Source organism: Streptomyces sp. NPDC031210, from assembly GCF_055570395.1.
The window spans coordinates 1-20,471 of the sequence record NZ_JBVIHH010000028.1 but is presented as its reverse complement, the minus strand read 5'-3'; the positions used below and the strand labels follow the sequence as shown (position 1 = coordinate 20,471).

Annotated in this window: 20 protein-coding genes and 1 riboswitch; of the genes, 10 read left to right on the top strand and 10 right to left on the bottom strand. The window is 73.7% G+C overall.

All coding sequences use genetic code 11. The features are described 5' to 3' along the window. Positions 1–215 precede the first annotated feature (215 nt). Positions 216–470 carry a (2Fe-2S)-binding protein gene (locus tag ACZ45Z_RS32215; RefSeq protein ID WP_468370103.1) on the top strand — a complete coding sequence of 85 codons (255 nt, stop codon included), beginning with the start codon at positions 216–218 and terminating at the stop codon, positions 468–470. A gap of 49 nt (positions 471–519) precedes the next feature. Here the strand turns inward: ACZ45Z_RS32215 and bfr are convergent, their stop codons facing one another. Further along, a complete protein-coding gene (bfr, locus tag ACZ45Z_RS32210; protein WP_468370100.1) occupies positions 520–996 on the bottom strand; it encodes a bacterioferritin in 477 nt (158 codons plus the stop codon). Between the two features lie 146 nt (positions 997–1,142). Between bfr and ACZ45Z_RS32205 the strand changes: the two genes are divergently transcribed. Beyond that, positions 1,143–1,775 carry a sulfite oxidase-like oxidoreductase gene (locus ACZ45Z_RS32205; protein WP_468370098.1) on the top strand — a complete coding sequence of 211 codons (633 nt, stop codon included), beginning with the start codon at positions 1,143–1,145 and terminating at the stop codon, positions 1,773–1,775. A gap of 3 nt (positions 1,776–1,778) precedes the next feature. Here ACZ45Z_RS32205 and ACZ45Z_RS32200 read toward each other — a convergent pair whose 3' ends face one another. The 5 genes from ACZ45Z_RS32200 to thiO form a co-directional block, all read right to left on the bottom strand. After that, a complete protein-coding gene (locus tag ACZ45Z_RS32200) occupies positions 1,779–2,663 on the bottom strand; it encodes a deoxyribonuclease IV (protein WP_468370096.1) in 885 nt (294 codons plus the stop codon). A 79-nt stretch (positions 2,664–2,742) separates the two neighbouring features. After that, complete coding sequence (pknB, locus tag ACZ45Z_RS32195) at positions 2,743–4,740, bottom strand: Stk1 family PASTA domain-containing Ser/Thr kinase (protein WP_468370093.1); 1,998 nt, start codon at positions 4,738–4,740, stop codon at positions 2,743–2,745. Between the two features lie 151 nt (positions 4,741–4,891). Next, entirely contained in the window at positions 4,892–5,686 is a 795-nt protein-coding gene (locus ACZ45Z_RS32190) for a thiazole synthase (RefSeq protein ID WP_468370090.1), read from the bottom strand. Between the two features lie 6 nt (positions 5,687–5,692). Next, positions 5,693–5,920, bottom strand: a complete 228-nt coding sequence (gene thiS, locus ACZ45Z_RS32185; protein ID WP_468370087.1) for a sulfur carrier protein ThiS — start codon at positions 5,918–5,920, stop codon at positions 5,693–5,695. Continuing rightward, complete coding sequence (gene thiO / locus ACZ45Z_RS32180; protein WP_468370083.1) at positions 5,917–7,167, bottom strand: glycine oxidase ThiO; 1,251 nt, start codon at positions 7,165–7,167, stop codon at positions 5,917–5,919. The genes thiS and thiO overlap by 4 nt, the downstream gene beginning before the upstream one ends. Further along, positions 7,165–7,277, bottom strand: a riboswitch (TPP riboswitch). It overlaps the preceding gene by 3 nt. A gap of 167 nt (positions 7,278–7,444) precedes the next feature. Here thiO and ACZ45Z_RS32175 point away from each other — a divergent pair. From ACZ45Z_RS32175 to ACZ45Z_RS32155, 5 genes are all read left to right on the top strand, one after another. After that, a complete protein-coding gene (locus tag ACZ45Z_RS32175; protein ID WP_468370080.1) occupies positions 7,445–8,686 on the top strand; it encodes an NAD(P)/FAD-dependent oxidoreductase in 1,242 nt (413 codons plus the stop codon). A gap of 101 nt (positions 8,687–8,787) precedes the next feature. Continuing rightward, a complete protein-coding gene (locus ACZ45Z_RS32170) occupies positions 8,788–9,153 on the top strand; it encodes an Rv2175c family DNA-binding protein (protein ID WP_468370077.1) in 366 nt (121 codons plus the stop codon). Positions 9,154–9,273: 120 nt separating this feature from the next. Next, entirely contained in the window at positions 9,274–9,924 is a 651-nt protein-coding gene (gene thiE, locus ACZ45Z_RS32165; RefSeq protein ID WP_468370073.1) for a thiamine phosphate synthase, read from the top strand. Positions 9,925–10,079: 155 nt separating this feature from the next. Next, positions 10,080–10,997 (top strand): methylenetetrahydrofolate reductase [NAD(P)H], encoded by a 918-nt coding sequence (gene metF, locus ACZ45Z_RS32160; protein ID WP_468370070.1) that lies wholly within the window; start codon positions 10,080–10,082, stop codon positions 10,995–10,997. A 36-nt stretch (positions 10,998–11,033) separates the two neighbouring features. Next, a complete protein-coding gene (locus tag ACZ45Z_RS32155; RefSeq protein WP_468370067.1) occupies positions 11,034–12,224 on the top strand; it encodes a hypothetical protein in 1,191 nt (396 codons plus the stop codon). 93 nt (positions 12,225–12,317) lie between these two features. On the opposite strand, the gene ACZ45Z_RS32150 is transcribed toward ACZ45Z_RS32155, so the two are convergent. The 4 genes from ACZ45Z_RS32150 to ACZ45Z_RS32135 form a co-directional block, all read right to left on the bottom strand. Next, the gene (locus ACZ45Z_RS32150) at positions 12,318–13,823 is read right to left on the bottom strand and encodes a phytoene desaturase family protein (RefSeq protein WP_468370064.1); all 1,506 of its coding nucleotides are present in this window, start codon (positions 13,821–13,823) and stop codon (positions 12,318–12,320) included. A 410-nt stretch (positions 13,824–14,233) separates the two neighbouring features. Next, the gene (locus tag ACZ45Z_RS32145) at positions 14,234–14,848 is read right to left on the bottom strand and encodes a TetR/AcrR family transcriptional regulator (protein ID WP_468370061.1); all 615 of its coding nucleotides are present in this window, start codon (positions 14,846–14,848) and stop codon (positions 14,234–14,236) included. Between the two features lie 35 nt (positions 14,849–14,883). Beyond that, a complete protein-coding gene (locus ACZ45Z_RS32140; protein WP_468370058.1) occupies positions 14,884–17,091 on the bottom strand; it encodes a YhgE/Pip family protein in 2,208 nt (735 codons plus the stop codon). Beyond that, entirely contained in the window at positions 17,063–18,049 is a 987-nt protein-coding gene (locus ACZ45Z_RS32135; RefSeq protein ID WP_468370055.1) for an ATP-binding cassette domain-containing protein, read from the bottom strand. Before ACZ45Z_RS32135 ends, ACZ45Z_RS32140 begins: the two co-directional genes overlap by 29 nt. Before the next feature lie 187 nt (positions 18,050–18,236). On the opposite strand from ACZ45Z_RS32135, the gene ACZ45Z_RS32130 reads away from it, so the two are divergent. From ACZ45Z_RS32130 to ACZ45Z_RS32120, 3 genes are all read left to right on the top strand, one after another. Continuing rightward, the gene (locus ACZ45Z_RS32130; RefSeq protein WP_468370052.1) at positions 18,237–18,752 is read left to right on the top strand and encodes an SAV_6107 family HEPN domain-containing protein; all 516 of its coding nucleotides are present in this window, start codon (positions 18,237–18,239) and stop codon (positions 18,750–18,752) included. Between the two features lie 184 nt (positions 18,753–18,936). Then, positions 18,937–19,692, top strand: coding sequence for a methyltransferase (locus tag ACZ45Z_RS32125; protein WP_468370049.1), 756 nt, complete (start codon positions 18,937–18,939; stop codon positions 19,690–19,692). Between the two features lie 257 nt (positions 19,693–19,949). Then, positions 19,950–20,348: a DUF3040 domain-containing protein gene (locus ACZ45Z_RS32120; RefSeq protein WP_468370046.1), complete on the top strand. Its 399-nt coding sequence runs from the start codon at positions 19,950–19,952 to the stop codon at positions 20,346–20,348. The last annotated feature ends 123 nt before the right edge of the window (positions 20,349–20,471 follow it).

Below are 20,471 nucleotides of genomic sequence, written 5' to 3'. Positions count from 1 at the left end.
TCCCCCCCCCCCCCCGCCCTCCCCCCCCCCCCCCCCCCCCCCTCCCCCCCCCCCCTCCCTCCCCCCCCCCCCCCCCCCCCCCCCCCCCCTTCCCCCCCAACCCCCCCCCCCCCCCCCCCACAGCGTTGTGCGGCATCCGAGGTACGGGTAAGGTAAGGGTAACCTCACTCAAGATCAGCCAGATCGATGAGTCCGTCTCTTCGGGGGTGACCCGCGTGTTCGTCTGCTCTTGCTTCGGCATCACCGAGCAGCAGGTCCGCGACCACGCGGATACGGGCGCCTGCACGCCCCGCCAGATCGCCTCCGCTTGCAAGGCCGGCACCGACTGCGGTGGCTGCGTCCGCCGCATCCAGGCGCTGCTGGGCCGTGGCGCCTGCCCCCGGCGCGAACTCATCGACGGTGGCGCTGCCGAGCCGCTGGTCGCGGAGGTGGCCGAAGCGGTGCCCGCGGCGCTCCCGGAGGCCGCCTAGCCCGCACCGGGCGCACGGCGACCGGCCGGCGGGTGAGCATCTCCCCGGCTCAGCTCGGCTGCTCGATCAGTTGGGCGATGTAGAGCGCCTCCCCGAGCTTCTCGACCAGCTCGAGCTGGGTGTCGAGATAGTCGATGTGGTGCTCCTCGTCCGCGAGGATGTCCTCGAAGATGTTCGCCGAGGTGATGTCGCCCTTGGTGCGCATGACCTCGATACCGCGCTTGAGCCGGTCGATGGCCTCGACCTCGACCTGCCGGTCCGCCTGGAACATCTCCGTGACGGTCTGGCCGATCCGCACGTGGAAGAGCCGCTGATAGTTCGGCAGGCCGTCGAGGAAGAGAATGCGGTCCGTCAGGAGTTCCGCGTGCTTCATCTCGTCGAACGACTCGCTGCGGGTGTACTTCGCCAGCTTCGTCCAGCCGAAGTTCTCCTGCATCTTGGCGTGCAGGAAGTACTGATTGATCGCGGTCAGCTCGGCAGTCAGCTGCTCGTTGAGGAATTCAATGACCTCTGGGTCGCCCTGCATGGCAGCGGGCTCCTTCCGCGCGAGAACTGGGCAGGTGCCGTGATCCTTGCACCGCGCGAAGGCGCTCGTCCAGTAAGTGCACGCTTAGTATGAGTTGCCCGAATCCCTGCCGCCCTGGTCATCGGCACCCCTTCCGGTCTGACAACATGGAGGGCATGGGTCAGCCGGAAAGCCGCGAAGAGGAGCATTCCCAGCTACCTCCGGGGCAACGCCTGCAGCGGGGTTGGCCGGTGACGCATTACGGGCCGGTGCCGAAGTTCCGCCCCGAGCGCTGGGAGTTCCGCGCCTTCGGTGCGACCGCCGACGGCGGTAAGCACTGCTGGACGCACGAGGAATTCACGGCCCTGCCGTACACCACGGTCGTCTCGGATATGCACTGCGTGACGAAATTCAGCATGCTCGGCGCCGAATGGGGCGGGGTGCGTACGCAGACCATCCTGGAGCTCGCGCCGCCCGCGCCCGATGTCACCCACGTCATGGTGTGGGCCGAGTACGGATTCAGTTCGAATTTGCGTCTGGCGGATTTCGCCGCGGACAGGTGCCTCTTCGCCACCCACCGCTCCGGCGAACTGCTCACCGCCGAACACGGATTCCCGGTCCGGCTGATCGTCCCGCATCTGTACGCCTGGAAGGGCCCCAAGTGGGTCCGCGGCATCGAGTACATGACGGCGGACCGCCGCGGCTTCTGGGAGGAGCGCGGCTACCACAACCTCGGCGACCCGTGGCGCGAGCAGCGGTACTCCTACCAGGAGGAGCCGGGCGACGGCCCGGAACTCTGAGAACTACCCGCGCAGCTCCTTGAGGCGGGCCACATCCGCCGCGTGCCCTTCCTTGCCGCCCGGCGTCTCGATGACCAGGGGAACGCCGGCGGTCGCCGGGTGGGTGAACAGCGCGCCGAACGGCTCCAGGCCGATGTGTCCGGCGCCGATGCCGGCGTGCCGGTCCTTGTGCGCGCCCACCACGTCCTTGGAGTCGTTGGCGTGGATCAGCTTCAGCCGGCCCTCGCCCACCACGTCCACCAGCTCGTCCAGCATCGCCTTGGTGCCACCCGGCGCCGCCAGGTCGTGCCCGGCCGCGAAGACGTGGCAGGTGTCCAGGCAGACGCCCAGCTTCGGGTGCCGGTCCAGGGCGTCGAAGTACGGGCCGAAGTCCTCCGCCAGCGAACACAGGGACGCCCCCTGGCCGGCCGTCGACTCCAGCAGCAGCCAGGGGTCGTCGTCCCGCGTCAGCTCGTCGAGCAGCGGCCGCATCCGCTCCCTGACCTGCGCCAGCGCCTGCTCGCGCGGCCGCCCGCCGGTCGCCGAGCCGGTGTGGACGACGACGCCGAGCGCGCCGATCTCCCGGGCGCGGACCAGCGAGTGCCGCAGCGACTCGACGGACCTGTCCACCGTCGCCTCGGTGTGCGAGCCGAAGTTGATCAGATAGGGCGCGTGCACGTACGCCGGGATCCGCTCCTGCGCGCAGGCCGCCCGGAACGCCTCGTCCTGAGCCGGGCTGCCGGCCGGCGTCGCCCAGCCACGGGGGTTGGCCACGAAGACCTGCACCGCCTCGCCGCCGATCTCGCGGGCGTAGGGAAGGCCGGTCCGGGCCAGGCCGCCGGCCACCGGCACATGGCCGCCGACCGGGTTGCGGGTACGGGCGCGGGGAAGGGAGGGGGGAGTGCTCACCCCACAAGGGTGCCAGGTGCCGCGCGGCCGCCGGACAGCGGCCGCGCGGCACCGGGCCCGAAGGCCGCGGTGCGCGCGGCTACAGCGCCCCGTCGAGCTTGATCGTGATGGTGGAGCCCTTCTCGGCCTCCTCGCCGCCCTCGACCGACTGGCTCTCGACCGTGTCCTGGGGGAACAGCAACGGCTTCTTGACCTCGACGGCGAAGCCGAGAGCGGTCAGCTCCCGCTTGGCGTCCTCGACGTTCTCGCCGGTGACGTCCGGCACCGTGACCATCTCCGGTCCCCGGGAGAGCGTGAGGGTGACCGTCTCACCGGTGCCCAGCTTCTCGCCCGCACCGGGTGACTGCCGCGCGATGGCGCCCTTGTCCTCCGGGGAGTGCACCGGCCGGTCGGCGAACCTCACCTTCAGGCCCGCCTCGCGCAGCGTCTCGACGGCGTCCGCCCGGTCGTCGCCGACGACGTCCGGCGCCGCCACCTCGGCGCCGCGGCTGATCGTGAGGGCCACCGCCGTGTCCGGGTGGCGCCGGCTGCCCGCCGCCGGGTCCGTACGGATCACCGACCCCTTGGCGACCTCGTCGTCGAAGTCCCGCCGCTCGGCGCCCAATGTCAGCCCGAGGTCGCGCAGTTTGCGCCGGGCGTCCGCGGCGGGGGTGCCGGCCAGATCCGGGACCGTGACGATCTCGGGCCCGCGGGAGAGGGTGAGGGTGACCGTGCCGGTGCCGCGGATCCGCTTGCCGGTCGCGGGATCCGTGGCCATCACATGGCCGCGCTCCACGTTCGGGCTGAACCGCCGCACCACCTTGAACCGCAGCCCCGCGTCCCGGAGCGTCTTCTCGGCCTTGGCCTGCGTCATGTCCAGCACCGCCGGGACGGTCGTGAACTGGCCGGAGTTGATGTACCACACGCCCGTGCCGACGCCGAGCAGCAGCAGGACGGCCGCGACGACGGTGAGCAGCCTGTTGCGTCCGAGGAGGCCGCGGCGGGGCGCCCCGGCGGCGGGCGCCGGACGCAGCCGGGTGGTCCGGTCCGAGGGCGGCGCCGCGTCCGCCGGCGGTACCTCCAGCCGGCTGGTGCGATTGAGCTCTCCCTCGCCGGCGGCCGCCGGCAGCGGGAGTCCGCCGCCGGCCCGCGGCAGCACATCCGTGCGCTCGCCGTCCCCGCCCGCCGCGCTCCCGGAGCCGGCCTCGGACGGCTCCTTCGCCTGCGGCGGCACCACATCGAGCTGCTCGTCGGTCAGTTCCGCGCGGGCGGTGCGGGACCGGGCCAGCATCGCCACCGCGTCCTGCGGGCGCTCCCGGGGATCGCGGGCGCTGGCCAGCGCCACCAGCGCGTCCAACTGCGGCGCCAGCCCCGGCACCAGCTCCGACGGCGGCCGCACGTCCTCGTGCAGATGCTGGTAGAGCACCTGGGCCGCGGAGCCGCCGGTGTGCGGTTTGCCGCCGGTCAGCATCTCGTAGAGGACCACACCGCAGGCGTAGACATCGACCCGGGCGTCGGCCGTGCCGTGCTCGATCTGCTCGGGGGCGAGGTAGGAGACGGTGCCCAGGAGGGAGCCGGTGGAGGCGGTGGTGTGGGTGCCCACCGTGCGCACCAGGCCGAAGTCGGCGACCTTGACCCGGCCGTCGTCGCCGATCAGCACGTTCTCCGGCTTCATGTCGCGGTGCACCAGGCCCGCGCGGTGCGCCGCCCCGAGGGCCGCGAGGATCGGCTCCAGGATGTCCAGCGCGGCCCGCGGCTGGAGCGCGCCCCGCTCGCGCAGGACGTCGCGCAGCGTGCACCCCGCGACGTACTCCATCGCCAGATAGACGCAAGCGCCGTCGCTGCCCTGGTCGAAGACGCCCACCACATTCGGGTGCGACAGGCGCGCGACGGACTTGGCCTCGCGGATGAAGCGCTCGACGAACGCCTGGTCCGTGACCAGCGCCGGATGCATCACCTTCAGGGCGAGCACACGGTCGAGCCGGGTGTCCATCGCCCGGTAGACCGTCGCCATGCCCCCGGCGGCGATGCGTGCCTCGACGCGGTAGCGGCCGTCGATCAGTTGGCCTACGAGCGGATCCTGAAGGGTCGTGTCCACGGCAGAGGAGTCTACGATCTCCCGGCGGTGGCCCGAACGCCGCGGCGGGCGTCCGGGCCGTACTGGAGCCGAACGGTGACAGGAAGGACGACCCGCGCCGGCCGCCACCGGGCCGGGCCGGAGACGGGCCGTGGGCGACCTGCCCGCCCCCTCAGAAGGCCGGCCGCTCCGGGTCCAGCTCCGCCACCCCGTCCGTGGGCGAGGACGCCCGCGCGAAGTGACGGCGCGGGATGCGGCCCGCGCGGTACGCCAGCCGGCCGCCCTCGACGGCGTGCCGCATCGCCTCCGCCATCAGCTCCGGTTCCTGGGCGCGGGTCACCGCGGACGCCAGCATGACCGCCGCACAGCCCAGCTCCATGGCCAGGGCCGCGTCCGAGGCGGTGCCCGCCCCCGCGTCCAGCACGACCGGCACACCGGCCCGCTCGGTGATCAGTTGGAAGTTGTGCGGATTGCGGATGCCCAGGCCCGAGCCGATCGGCGAGCCCAGCGGCATGATCGCCGCGCAACCCACGTCCTCCAGCTTGCGGGCCAGCACCGGATCGTCGTTGGTGTACGGCAGCACCGTGAAGCCGTCGTCCACCAGGGTCTCGGCGGCATCCAGCAGCTCGATCGGATCGGGCAGCAGAGTTCGCTCGTCGGCGACCACCTCCAGCTTGACCCAGTCCGTGCCCAGCGCCTCCCGGGCGAGGCGGGCGGTGAGCACCGCCTCACCGGCGGTGAAGCAGCCCGCGGTGTTCGGCAGCACCGCGATGTCGTGCCGCCGCAGGACGGAGAGCACCGATCCCTGCACGGTCGGATCCAGCCGCCGCATGGCGACCGTCGTCAGCTCCGTACCGGAGGCGACCAGCGCGCGCTCCAGGACGTCGAGGCTGGGCGCGCCGCCGGTGCCCATGATCAGACGGGACCGGAAGGTGGTGCCGGCGAGGACGAGGGGATCATCGGCCATCTCGGATCAGCCTCCCTGCACCGCGGTGAGCACTTCGACGCGGTCGCCGTCGCGGAGCGCGGTGGCGGGCCACCGGGTGCGCGGCACGACGGTCTCGTTGACCGCGGCGGCGACCCCCCGCGGCGCCCGGGTCAGGGTCGCCACGAGCCGGTCGAGGGTGAGCCCGCGGGGGATCTCGCGGGGCTCGCCGTTGACGGACACCGAGACGGCGGGGGCGGGCGTGAGGGCACTCATACGGTCTGGTCCTCCAGGGCGCGGGGGCGCTTCGGCTCCGGGGCGGTGGCGGCGAAGCGCGCGGGGGAGAAGGGGCGGGCCTCTTCGGGCAGCGTTCCGGTGACCAGCAGCTCGGCCATCGCGTCGCCGGTCACGGGCGTCAGCAGGATCCCGTTACGGAAGTGGCCGGTGGCCAGATGCAGGCCGGGCAGCGCGCTCGGGCCCAGCAGCGGCGCGTTGTCGGGGGAGGTGGGGCGCAGCCCGGCGGACGTCTCGACGAGCGGCAGCTCGGTGATGCCGGGCACCAGCTCGTGGGCGTCGCGCAGCAGCTCGTAGACGCCGCCGGCGGTGACGGTGGTGTCCCAGCCCAGCTCCTCGCTGGTGGCGCCGACGACCAGCTCGCCGGTCTCCCGGGGCACCAGATACAGCGGGCCGCCGCGGACCACGGCCCGTACGGTGCGCGACAGGAACGGCGCCCCGCCGGCCGGCGGGACGGGCATCCGCAGCCGCAGCACCTGCCCCTTGACCGGGCGCACCGGCGGCAGCACCTCCTCGGGCACGCCGGCCAGCCGCCCGCTGGAGCTGCCCGCGGCCAGCACCACCTGGCCGGCCGGCAGCCGCGTGCCGTCGGCGAGCACGACGCCCGCCGCGCGCCCGCCGCTGACCGTCAGCCGCTCCGCGCGGCTCCGGTGGAAGACCACCCCGGCCCGTTCGCAGGCGGTCAGCAGGGCGCTCGCCAGGCGGCGCGGATCGACCTGGTGGTCGCCGTCGACGCGCAGCCCGCCGCGCACCCCCGGCGCCAGCATCGGCTCCAGACGGCGGCACTCGCGCCCCGTCAGCCACTGCGAGTCCAGCCCCGACCGGGTCTGCAAGGCGTGCAGTTCCCGCAGGTGGGCGCGGTCGTCGGCGTCCAGCGCCACCGCGAGGGTGCCGCACCGCCGGTAGCCGAGCGACTGCCCGGACGCCTCCTGAAGCTCCGCCGCGAACCGCGGATAGCGGTCCGCCGAGGCCAGGTTGAGGCCGAGCAGCATCTCCTCGCCGTAGTGCAGCTCGGTGACGGCGGCCAGCATGCCGGCCGCGACCCGGGCCGCACCGCCGCCGGGGTCGGGGTCGGCTAGGGCGACGGTCAAGCCGCGGCCGGCCGCCCGCCAGGCCGTGACCAGGCCGATGACGCCGCCCCCGATGACGAGGACGTCAGGGTGCCCCGTCGCGGGTGTCGGATGTGCCGTACGAGCCGATGGTGCCGCTGTTGTGGCAGGTGGATGCATGGGCGTCCAGCCCCTCCCTTCGCCGGCATGACCCGGATCAGGTTCGGACGGTCGGAGGCCGGTCAGCCTCCCTCTCAGCCCGGTGCGTCCGGGCTCCCGCGAGTGCGTGTAGCCGTCACCCTAATACGGGCCCGCGACGCCCCGTAAGGGAGCGCCCGGAGACCGTTCCCGGCCTCCCGGAAGCGGCGCCGAACCCCGTGACCGACCGTGACGCTGTGTCAGAGATCTCCTCGCGCGGTGCTGCGAGCGGCGAGACACCCCGTCTTAGAGTGATCGGGTGAGCGAGCAGAGCACGTCCTCCCAGGCCCCTGACCGCACGCCGCGCGTCGTGATCGTCGGCGCGGGAATCGCGGGTGTGCAGACCGCCGTCGCCCTGCGCGAACAAGGCTGGCGCGGCGCGATCACGCTCCTCGGCGACGAGCCCCACCCGCCCTACGACCGCCCCCCGCTGTCCAAGGCGGTGCTGCTGGGCAAGGCCGAGGGCTCCGCCCTCGACATCGACTTCGCCGCCCTCGGCATCGACCTCCACCTCGGCCGGCGGGTCACCGCCCTCAGGCCCGCCGAGCATGTGGTCGACACCGCCGAGGGCCCGGTGCCCTACGACATCGCCGTCCTCGCGACCGGCGCGGACCCGGTCCTGCTGCCCGGCACCCAGGGCCTGCCCGGTGTCCACCTGCTGCGCACCCTGGACGACGCCCTGCGGCTGCGGCCGGTGCTCGCCGCCCGGCACGAGATCGTGGTCGTCGGGGCCGGCTGGATCGGCGCCGAGTTCGCGACCGCCGCGCGCGAGGCGGGCTGCTCGGTCACCGTCGTCGAAGCCGCCGACCGCCCGCTGGCCGGGGCGCTGCCCGCCGAGGTCGCCGCCCACCTGACCGGCTGGTACGCCGACGCCGGAGCGGCCCTGCGCACCGGCGCCCGGGTCGAGTCCGTCGCGCCCGGCGCGGTCACCCTCGCGGACGGCGCGACGCTGCCCGCCGACGCCGTCGTCGTCGGGATCGGTGCCCGGCCCGCGACCGGCTGGCTGGCCGGCTCGGGCGTCGCCCTCTCACCCGAGGACGGCTCGGTGCTGGCCGACGAACTCCTGCGCACCTCGGCACCCGACGTCTACGCCGTCGGCGACTGCGCCTCCTTCCCCTCCGCCCGCTACGGCCGCCGGCTGCTGATCCACCACTGGGACAACGCCCTCCAGGGCCCCCGTACGGTCGCCGAGAACATCACCCGCGGCGACGCGCCGGGGCTGGTCTACGACCCGGTGCCGTACTTCTGGTCCGAGCAGTTCGGCCGGTTCGTGCAGTACGCCGGCCACCATCCGGGCGCGGACGAGCTGGTCTGGCGCGGCGACCCGGCCGGCGCCGCCTGGTCGGTGCTGTGGCTGCGCGACGGTGTCCTGGTCGCGCTGCTGGCCGTCGGACGGCCGCGGGACCTCGCCCAGGGCCGCAAGCTCATCGAGCGGGGCGCCCGCCTGGACCGCGAACGGGCCGCGGACGCGTCCGTTCCGCTGAAGTCGGCGTTGGTGTGATCCCTGGTCCGGGTGGCGCGGCGTCACCCGCCGGGGTACTGGCGGCCCCTGATGGCGAGGCCCGGCTACCGGCTGTCAGCGGGAGGTGGCAGGCTTGTCCCGTGACCGAGATTGACGCAAACATCGATGGACTCGTCCCCGCCTGGCTCACCCTCCCCGACATCGCCGAAGAGTTCGGCGTCGAGGTGACGCGGGTCCGGCAGTTGGTCAAGGAGGGCCAGCTCATCGCGGTGCGCCGCGGCGAGAACAGGGCACTGCACGTGCCGGCCGATTTCATCAAGGACGGCAAGGTCGTCAAGGGCCTCGCCGGCACCCTGACCCTTCTGCGCGACGACGGCTTCGCCGACGAGGAAATGCTGGAGTGGCTCTTCACTCCGGATGACAGCCTGCCCGGCACGCCGGCGCAGGCACTGCGCGAGAACCGCGGCACGGAGGTGAAGCGCCGGGCTCAGGCGCTCGCCGTCTGATCCGCCCGGGGCGCCCGCGCGCTCATCCGTAACCACACCCGCATCCATCACCGCACCTTCAGGGGCGTACGGGCCGGAAGGACCGTCCCGTACGCCCCCGACCTGGGGGGAAGCAGCCCGATGACCACCGCACGAGCGGCCCTGTCCGACGCCCGGCTCTACCTGTGCACCGACGCCCGCAAGCGGCAGGGCGACCTGCCGCAGTTCCTCGACGCGGTGCTCTCCTCGGGCGTGGACATCGTCCAGTTGCGCGACAAGGGCATGGAGGCGGCCGAGGAGCTCGCCCACCTGGAGGTCTTCGCGGACGCCTGCCGGCGGCACGGCAAGCTGCTGTCCGTCAACGACCGCGCGGACGTCGCCCACGCGAGCGGCGCCCAGGTGCTGCACCTGGGACAGGGCGACCTGCCGGTGCCGGCCGCCCGCGCCCTTCTGGGCGAAGAGGTCCTCATGGGCCGCTCCACGCACGCCGAGGCGGAGGTGGACGCCGCGGTCGCCGAGCCGGGCGTGGACTACTTCTGCACCGGACCCTGCTGGCCGACCCCGACCAAGCCGGGCCGGCACGCCCCCGGCCTCGACCTGGTCCGCTACACCGCCGCGCTCGCCCCCCGGCGCCCCTGGTTCGCGATCGGCGGGATCGACGCCGGGAATCTGGACGAGGTCCTTGAGGCCGGCGCCCGGCGGATCGTGGTGGTCCGTGCCCTCACCGAGGCCGACGACCCCGGTGCGGCGGCCGCCGCGCTGGCCAAGCGGGTCCGCTCCTGGGACGCCTGAGGTCCGTCCCGGGCACCTCCGCGGCCCGTCCTCTTTGGTGCTTTTCGGCCGGTCCGGTGGCCGGGAGATGTCCAACCAGTGGACATGAAACCGGCTAACCAGGCATAACGCCGGTGCCTGTTGGTGTGTGACCGACCGGTGGTTAACCTGCCCGTATGGCCCTAGGTACAGCTTCCACCAGGACTGATCGCGCACGTACCGTGCGCGATCTGCTGGCTTCCGGCAAGCAGTCGTATTCGTTCGAGTTCGCCGCCCCGAAGACCGAGAAGGGTGAGCGGACCCTGTGGAACGCCATCCGCCGGATCGAGGCCGTCTCCCCGACCTTCGTCTCCGTGACGTACGGCGCGGGCGGCACCTCCCGCGAAGGCACGGTGCGCGCGACCGAGCGGATCGCGACCGACACCACCCTGACGCCGGTGGCCCACCTGACGGCGGTCAACCACTCCACGGCCGACCTGCGCAACATCATCGGGCAGTACGCCGACGCCGGTATCCGCAACATGCTCGCGCTGCGCGGTGACCCGCCCGGCGACCCGATGGGCGAGTGGGTGCCGCACCCCCAGGGCGTGGCGTACGCCGCCGACCTGGTCCGGCTGATCAAGGAATCCGGCGACTTCTGCGTGGGCGTCGCCGCCTTCCCCGAGATGCACCCCCGCTCCCGGGACTGGGACTCCGACGTCGCGCACTTCGTCGACAAGTGCCGGGCCGGCGCGGACTTCGCCATCACCCAGATGTTCTTCTACCCCGAGGACTACTTCCGGCTGCGGGACCGGGTCGCGGCCGCGGGGTGCTCGACGCCGATCATTCCCGAGATCATGCCGGTCACGAACGTGCGGCAGATCGAGCGCTTCGCGCAGTTGAGCAACGCCGCCTTCCCGCCCGAGCTGGCCGAGCGCATCCTCGCCGTCAAGGACGACCCGGCGGCTGTACGCTCCATTGGCATCGAGTACGCGACGGAACTGTGTGCGCGCTTGATGGCCGAGGACGTTCCCGGGTTGCACTTCATTACCCTGAACCACTCCACGGCGACCTTGGAGATCTACGAGAATCTCGGTCTGCACCAGCGGGCTTGATGACGGTGGCCGGAAAGCGGCGGAAGAGGGGCGTATATGGGCTGGACGGTCCTCTACATCGCGTTCGGCCTCGTCGCGCTGTGGCTGCTCGGTGAGGTACTGCTCCAGTACAAGGCCCGGCTGCGCTGGCGGCTGCTCGCCTTCGCCGGTTTCCTCGGCGTCGTGCTCGGCGTCATCATCCCCTCGGTGATCGTGATCGGCGTGGGCGCGCTCGCCTTCGCCATCGGGCAGACGAACGTGACGCTGTCCTTCCGGCGCGGCTTCTCGACCGGCTGGGCGATCGGCGGCAAGCCGGGAGCGAGCCGGCGGCGCCGGGCCCGCTCCGCCGGCGCGCCCGCCGCCGAGCCGACCCTGCAGGTCTCCGACCTGGAGGCGGGTCCGCCCGCCGACGGCGGGGGCCGGGGCACGGTGGGCGGACCGGACGGCTACTCGGGCTTCGACACCCAGGGTGACGAGGGCCGCGCCTTCACCGGCCAGGACGCCTACGCCGGCCAGGGCTCCTACGACGCGGGCGCCGGGCAGGGCGGTTACGGCCCGGGCGGCGGCTACGGCGGCCAGGACACCTACCAGGACGCTTACCAGGACACCTACCAGAACGCTTACCAGGACACCTACCAGGGCCAGCAGGGCGCCTACGCGGCGCAGCCGGGCTTCGGCGGCCAGGACTACGCGGGAGCGGACGCCACCGCCGTCTACGCCCCTCAGCCGCTGCCCGACGAGACCGGCCAGTACGGCATCTACAGCCCCGACGCCCGCACCCCCGAAACCGGCTACCCGGGCTACGACGCCTACGGCAACGCCACCGGCAACGACGCCTACGGCAACGCCACCGGCGGCGGGAACAGCGACGGTTACGGCTACGGCACCGGCTACGACCAGCCCGCCGCCGCGCCCCAGGACGGCTACGCCGACCCGTATGCCCCCTACGGCGACGGCCAGGGCGGACAGCCGCCCTACTCCGACCCCTACCTCGGCACCCAGCAGTACGCCGCCCCCTACGACCCTTACGGGCAGGCGGAATACCCGCAGCAGTACGGCAGCGGCCCCGCCGACGGCCAGGGGCAGCCGCTGGGGCAGAACCCGGCCAACCCGGCCGCCGGCTACGGCGAGACCCCGCCCGGCGGCGTCTGGGTCCCGCAGCAGCGCGACGGCGAACTCCCGCCCGAGCAGGCGCCCTACCCGCCGTACCAGCAGCAGGGGTACGACGAGCAGCAGTACCGCTATTGAGCCACCGCTACTGAGCCACCGTTACCGGGCCACCGACTGCTGGCGCGCCACTGAGCCACCGACCGCCGGCCCGGCGGTGGCCCGGCGCGCGTCTCAGGTCGAGCCGCGCCAGTCGTTGCCGTTGACGATCAGGCCCGCGACGATCGCCCCGGACATCCCGGCGTGCGCCGGCCCGCCGCCCGGGTGGGACCAGCCGCCGACGGCGTAGAGCCCCGGTACGCGGGTCCGGTTGGCCGGGCGCAGGAAGCGGCCCCCCGCCCCGGCCAGCGCCGGGCCGGGCACCAGCGCGTCCGGCGACGGCGGCACCACCTCCCGCCACAGCGTCCGCTCACGCAGCTCCGGCACGGCCGCCTCGGCCCTCTCCACCATGCGGTCGGCGAACGCCTCGACGTCCTCGGCGGGCGCCTCTCCGGCCGGGCCCGGGGCCGCGACCGTGGCCGTCAGCGTGACCGCCTCGTGGGCCTCGTCGGGCCGGGACGCGGGGTCGTCCGGGCGCAGTACCGTCACCGTCGGGGTCGCGAACGACGGGCGCGCGCCCGCCCGCGGGCCGAAGATCGCGGCCAGCTCGGCGGGGCGGTCGGGGGCGTGGACGACCGTCCGGTGCGCGGCGCCCTCGGGGCGCGCGCCCCGCAGCGCGAGCAGGACCGTCAGCCGGGCAGGCGCGGAGACCCCCGGACGCGCGTCGTCCGCCGCCCACGGCGAACCGCCCCGCAGCATCGGCTCCAGACGGGCGGGGGACACCCCGGCCACGACGGTGTCCGCCTCGGCCACCCGCCCGTCGGCCAGCTCGACACCCGCCGCCCGGCCGTCCTTCTCGACGATCCCGGTCACCTCCGCGCCGAAGGCGAACTCCACCTTCCGCTCCACGCAGCGCTCGAACACCGCGTCGGCCAGCGCCCGCATACCGCCGCGGGGATACCAGCTACCGAAGGTCTCCTCCATGTACGGCAGCACGGCCGCGCTCGCCGGGACCTCCCGCGGATCGAAGCCGTACGCCAGCGCATGGCTCTCCAGGAGCGCGACGAGGCGGGGGTCCGCCAGCTCCCGGCGCGCCACCTCCGCCAGGGTGGCGGTCGTCGGCCCCTTGCCCCGGCGGAACAACCCGCGCCTGCGCACCGCCGGATACGGGTCGCGGCCCAGCACCGGCCAGTCCGGCCGCAGTGGCTCCTCCAGGAGCGGCCGGCGGGTGGCGTCCCACGCCTCGCGGGCACGGACCACGAACTCGCTCCACCGCTCGCCCGCGCCGGCGCCCAGCGCGCCGTCCAGGGCCGCGATCACGCCCGCCCGCGAGGCGTTCGGCAGCGGGACGGCGGTGCCGTCGGCGAAGACATGGCGGCTCGCGGGGTCGACCTGCGTCAGCTCGACGCGGCTCTCCAGCGGCTCGCGGCCGGTCTTGACGAACAGGTCGCGGTAGACGGCCGGCAGATGCAGCAGACCGGGGCCGGTGTCGAAGGCGAAGCCGTCCCGCTCGAACCGCCGCAGCGCGCCGCCGTGCGTCGCGCCGCGCTCGTACACCGCCACCCGGTGGCCCGCGACGGCCAGCCGGGCAGCGGCCGCCATCGCGCCCATGCCGGCGCCGATCACCGCAATCCGTGCCATGCCAGCGACTTTAACCGGGGCCACTGACAACGCCCGCAACGGGCGGTACGTCAGCACGGGCCCGGCGCTGGGGCCGGGTGCCTAGCTGTGAGTATCCGTACTCAGACGCCGAGATGAGTAGGTACGCGGATGGGCCTCGGGGCGCCCGGACGGAAGAGTGGGGACCACGGCAGGGAAGCGGCGCCGCACCGCCGACACGGGGCGGCGGAGCGGCGCGGCTCCCGGCCGTGACGGGGGAACACGGGGGAACACGGGGGAGCACGGGGGCTCCACGGGGGAGCACGGGGGAAGCGCTGTCCTGGTCGGATCGATGGGGGAACGATCCGTGCCAGGACAGCGCGCTTTTTCCGGTTCGCGCGCGGAAGACGCCGTCCGCCGGTCTCCGCCGGCCGGGTCTCCGCCGGCCGGGCCTACGCCGGCCGGCCGCTGACCCGCCCCTGGAGCAGCCGCGACAGCGAGGCGTGCACCTCGTCGATCGACCGGTCCGGCTGGTAGGACTGCCAGTCCAGCGCGGCCACCAGCACCATCCCGAACAGCGCCGACGCGGTCAGCGGGATGTCGATCTCCTCGCTCAGCTCCCCACCGGCCACCGCCTCCCGCAAGACGTCCTCCACCACCGTGATGGCCCGCTCCCGCACCACCATCAAGGTCGACTGCCAGGCACGGTTGGTGCGCCACAGTTCGGCGACGTAGAGCTGGGTGAGCGCCGGATAGCGGGAGATGAAGTCCAGGCCGGCCCGGATCATCGCGTCCAGCGCGTCGATCCGGGTGCCGCCCCGGTCGGCCACCTCCTCGGCCGCCGCCTGCAACGAGGTCGCCAGCAGCTCGATGCCGTGCCGCAGCAGCTCCTCGAAGAGCACGTTCTTGCTCGCGAAGTTGTAGTAGACGGTGCCCTTCGCGACGCCCGCCCGTTCGGCGATCTCGTCCACCGTGGTGGAGGAGAAGCCCTGTTCGGCGATGAGCGTGACCGCGGCCTCGAAGAGTTTGCGCCGGGTGGCGTCGCGGCGTGTATTGGAGCTGTCCATGGGGGCGATTGTGCCGGTCCCCGGTGCGCGCCCGCTCACAGGCTCAGCTCCGGATGCAGGTCCTTCATCCGCACCACCTGGCGGCCGCGCGCCGTCAGGGACGTCAGCACCAGTGCCCCGGCGGTGAACGCCAGCAGTACCGCACTGCCCTGCCATACGGGTTCCAGGCCGCCGCCCGTGATGAGCCGGCGCAGCCCCTCCACGATGTAACTCATCGGCAGATAGGGGTGGATGGCGCCGAAGAAGCCCGGGCTGGTCTGCACCGGATACGTGCCGCCCGCCGAGGTCAACTGGAGCATCAGCAGCGCCAGGACCAGGATCCGGCCGGCCGGGCCGAACTGGGCGTTCAGCCACTGCACGATCGCCGAGAAGCACGCCGTGACCAGGACGAGGAAGCCGACCGTGCCGGCCGCCCGGGCCATCTGAAGGCCGAGCCCGAAGTGCAGCACGGACATCAGGGCCGCGCTCTGGAGCACCCCGATGCCGAACACCGGCAGCCATCCGGCCATCGCCACCCGCCAAGAGGCGGCGCCCATCGACAGCGCCCTGCGGTTCAGCGGCGCGATCAGCATGTACGCCACCATCGCGCCGACCCACAGGGACAACGGGATGAAGTACGGGGCGAAGCCGGTGCCGTAGTTCGGCGCCTTGTGGGCGGCGTCCGACGCCAGCCCCACCGGGTCGGACATCACCAGGGTGCGCGCGTCGCGGTCCTTCTTGCCGTAGTCGGGGATCTTCTTCGCGCCGTCGTGCAGCCCGCCGGCCAGTTGGCGCGAGCCGTCGGAGAGCTTGAACATCCCGCCGTCGAGCGTCAGAGCGCCGTCCTTGAGCTTGCCCACCCCCGCGTCGAGGTCGCCGGCGCCGGCCGCCGCCCGGCCGGTGCCGTCGTGCAGCGTGTGCGCCCCGTCGTCGAGCTTGTCGGCGCCGGCGGCCAGTCGGGCATTGCCCGCGGCCAGTTTGCGCGCGCCCGCGGAGACCTGGTGCGCGCCGTCGTTCAGCGCGTTGACCTTCTTGACGGCGGCGTCCAGGTCCGCGCCCAGGGTCGGCCCGCGCCGCGCCAGTTCGGTGGCCAGGGAGTGCAGGGTGTCCAGGTCCCGGCCGAGCCGGTCGAGGTTCTCCTGGTCGTGGACGTAGCCGCTGACCTCCTCGGCCTTGTCCGCCGCGGTGGCCGCCCGCTCCTTGATCCTCTTCAGTTCGGCACAGGAGGTGTCGAGACTGACCGCGCTCTCACAGCGCAGCCGGTAGTACGCGCTCAGGTGGTCCGACAGGCCACGGGAGAGCCTGGCCCCGGTGGAGGCCGCCGCGGGCAGCTTGTCCAGGTGGTCGCGGACCGCCTGCGAACCGTCCGCGACGAGCTGCGCCGCCTCGCCGATCTCCTTGCCGTGGGCCCGGACGAAGGGCCCCACCTTGCCCGCGACGCCGTTGACGGTGTCGGCGAGCTGCTGGGTGCCTTGGGCCACCCGCGCCGAGCCATCGGCCACTTGGCGCGAGCCGTCGGCCGCCTTGCCGGCGCCCCGGGCGAGTTCGGAGCTGCCCTGGGACAGGCGGCCGGCGCCCGCGTCGAGGTCGCCCAGGCCCGTGCGGAGGGCGCCGCTGCCGTTCTTGGCGGTGCCCAGGCCGTCGGCCAGTTTCCCGGTGCCGTCCTTGGCCCTGCCGATGCCGTCCTTGAGCCGGTCGGCGCCGTCCGCGGCCTGCTCCGTCTTGCCGTGCAAGGTGGAGAAGGACACGAAGATCTTGTCGAGGAAGGTCCGCGCGGCCTTCTTGGAGGCCGCGGCGCGCACCTCGGAGAACACCGTCCGGGAGATCTGTCCGACGATGTAGTTGTTCGCGTCGTTCGTGCGCACCTTCAGGGCGCCCGTCTCGGGGTGGTCCCCGGAGCTGGAGGCGATCCGCTCGCTGAAGTCCCGGGGGATGGACAGCGAGAGGTAGTACGAGCCGTCCTCGACGCCGCGGCGCGCGTCCCCCGCGTCCACCGGGCGCCAGTCGAAGGTGTGGCTGTCACGCAGCCCGGCGACGATGCTGTCGCCCGCCGCTATCCGCTTGCCGCCGACGTCGGCGCCGGTGTCCTCGTTGACCAGCGCGACCGGGATCTTGTCCAGCCGGCCGTAGGGGTCCCAGAAGGACCACAGATACAGCGCGCCGTACAGCAGCGGCAGGAGCAGCAGGGCGACCAGCGCGGCGCGCGGCAGCTTGCCCCTGCCGAACCGCTTCAGCTCAAGCGCGGCCAGTTTCGGCGAACGCATCGGTGGCCGTCTCCTTGTCGTCGTGGGGTGGGCGGGCGGCGTGGGCGTCCTGGTCGTGCGCGTCCCGCGCGTCGTCCGGGTCCGTGTCGCCCGAGTCGGAGTCCGGGCCCGCGTCCGTGTCCGAGTCGGAAGCTGCGTCAGGGCCCGGGCCCGGGTCCGTGTCCGTGTCCGTGTCCGTGTCCGTGTCCGTGTCGGAGTCTGTGTCCGGGTTCGCGTCCGGGTCCGCGTCGGCGTCCGGGTCGGCCCGTCCGGGGCCGGTGGTCCGTACCAGCACCACGTCCGCGTCGTCCTCCGGCGGCTCGCTGCACACCGCGATCACCGTCGTGCCGGCCGCCGCGAGGCCGCGCAGCATCGCCCAGGCCGCGGCCCGCTCCCCGTCGGACAGTTTCAGGTCGGTGTCGTCCACGCCCAGCAGCCGGGGCCGGCCGATCAGCGCGAGCGCCACGGACAGCCGCAGCGCCTCCAGCCTCTCCAGGTCGCGCACGGACGTGCGGATCCCTTTGGGCAGCGAGTCGAGGTCGAGTCCGGCGGCGGCCAGCGCGTCGTCCACCCGGGCCTGGGCGGCGGCCCTGCGCTCCCGCCGGGGCCGCAGCAGCGCCCGCGGCGAGCCGCCGAACCGGCCCTGGAGCAGGGCGCGTTCGCGAAGGTGCTCGCCCACGGTCAGCGCGGCATCGAGTTCGGCGACTCCGGGTACGTGGGCGAGTGCGGTGACGGCCCGGACCGCGGCCCGCTTCCTGGGCAGCGGCAGACCGCCGACCTCGGCGGTGCCCGCGGCGGTCTTCATCCGGCCGGTGAGCGCGAGCAGCAGGCAGGTGCGGCCCGAACCCGACGGGCCCTGCACGGCGATCAACGAGCCGGGTGCGGCGGTGAGGTCGATGTCCTGGAACGCCCATCCGCGGGGGCCCTTGAGGCCGAATCCCGCGGCCGTGACCGCCGCCCCGTGCGGGGTGCTGTCCACGATCCCCTCCTTGAACTGACTGGTCAGTTCAAAAAGTATGCAGCACCCCACCCCCCTCTCCGCAAGGGGTTGTTGGGAATCCGTCCCCTTTCCGACGAAAGAGCAGGTCAACGCCGATTGTCAGTGGTGTGCCCCACGATGGGGGTCATACGGTCCCGAACCGGCATGCGACGACTGGAGGTTCGTCATGGCAGCTCGTCCCGCGAAGGACAGCTCCGCTGCGTACGGTCCCCCGAGCGATGTCCACCCCGTCCTGCGGAGGACGGCGGCGCCACCCGCCGCCCTCGATCTGCTGACCAAGGCCCAGCACGGCCTCGACGAAGCGCGCGCCCTGCAGGTCCCCAACGAACGGTACGCCACCGCCCATCTGGCCGCGCTGCGTACCGCCGCCGCCGTCCTCGCCGCCCGCGGCGGACCGGAAGCCGCCGTGCGCGGCGGGCACGGCACCACCCCGCGGCGGGGCCGGCGGCCGGCCATCCGCAGCGCGTGGGAGGTGCTCCCCGAGGTCGCTCCCGAACTCGCCGAATGGAGCGCGCTGTTCGCCGCCGGCGCGGACCGCCGGGCCAAGGCCGAGGCGGGCATAGCCGGCGCGGCCGACAGCCGCGACGCCGACGATCTGCTGCGCGACGCCGCCATGTTCCTGCGCCTGGTCGAGCGGATGCTGCTCCTCCAGCCCTCCCTCCCGCCGCAGCGGGCGGGCTGAGGGGAGCGGGGCGGCCCCACGGAGCAGGGGGGAGCGGGGGAGAGGAGGGGGTGGAAAGAGGCTGACGGCTGCCTCCCGCACGCGGCGCGACGGTGCGGGCGGCGCCGCAGCGGGCGGAGCGCGCGGAACGCAATAGGGTGGTGGGCGCCTAGATGTTCATGCCCCCGCCGAGGAGCCACCCGCCGTGTCTGACCCGCTGCGCCCCCGCGCATCCCTTCGTACCGCCGTGGTCTGGGAGGTCCTCAAGGACTCCCTGGAGCGCCGGGTCAAGGCCGCCGGGCGCGACGCCCTGGACGTCCTCGACACCGGTGGGGGCACCGGCAACTTCGCCGTGCCGGTGGCCCGCCTCGGCCACCGCGTCACGGTCGTCGACCCCAGCCCCAACGCCCTCTTCGCCCTGGAGCGCCGCGCCGCCGAGGCGGGCGTCGCCGACCGGGTGCACGCCGTCCAGGGCGACGCGCACGGCCTCTTCGACGTTGTCGAGCGCGGCGGCTATGACGCCGTGCTGTGCCACGGCGTGCTGGAGTACGTCGACGACCCGGCCGAGGGCGTCCGCAACGCTGTCGCGGCCCTGCGCCCGGCCGGCACCCTCAGCCTGCTCGCCGCCGGCCTGGGCGGCGCCGTCCTCGCCCGCGCCCTGGCCGGCCACTTCAACGAGGCCCGGCACGCCCTCACCGACCCGGCCGGACGCTGGGGCGAGGGCGACCCGGTACCGCGCCGCTTCACCGCCGAGCAGCTCACCGGCCTGGTCGCGGCCACCGGACTCCAGGTCGGCGCGGTGCACGGCGTGCGGGTCTTCGCCGACCTGGTCCCCGGCGTGCTCGTGGACACCGAGCCGGGCGCCATGGAGGCACTCCTGAAGCTGGAGGCGGCGGCCGCCGAACAGCCCGCCTTCCACGCCGTCGCCACCCAGCTCCACGTCCTCGCCGAGCGCGACTGACCCCACCGGCCGCACGGCCACCGCGTGCGGTCGGCCACAGGCCACCCGATCAGCCCCTTCGCCCCGTATGATCGGGGTACGACGTTCCGGCATGACGGATAGGCGGGTGGGGAATGCAGGCAGCATCACCACCGGCCGCCGCAGCGGCCCGGACAGTGAATTGGCGCAGAGGGGCGGGTTTCACGGGGGCGATTCCCTGCCTATCCTGAAAGGGTCGCACCCGGTCGCCCCCCGCGACCGACGAGTAGGAGGACTCCGTGCCGCTCTCGGAGCACGAGCAGCGCATGCTCGAGCAAATGGAGCGAGCGCTGTACGCCGAAGATCCCAAGTTCGCGACAGCGCTTGAGGGAAGCGGGCTGCGTACGTACACCCGGCGACGGGTCTACCAAGCGGTCGCGGGCTTCCTGGTGGGTATCGCGCTGCTGATGACCGGAATGGTCGCGCAGCAGATCTGGATCAGCGTGGTGGGCTTCCTCGTCATGCTCGGCTGTGCGGTGCTGGCGGTCACCGGATGGCGTAAGGCTCCCAAGCCGGGAGAGCAGGGCTCCGCGGGCGGCGCGGGCGCCACCGCACGCCGCCATCCCCGGCAGCGGCGCTCGATGATGAACCGCATCGAGGACCGCTGGCAGCGGCGCCGGGACGAGCAGGGTCACTGAGCGTCGTTCTTCGTTTTGGTTACGGCTTCGGGGGGGGGGGGGGGGGGGGGGGGGGGGGGGGGGGGGGGGGGGGGGGGGGGGGGGGGGGGGGGGGGGGGGGGGGGGGGGGGGGGGGGGGGGGGG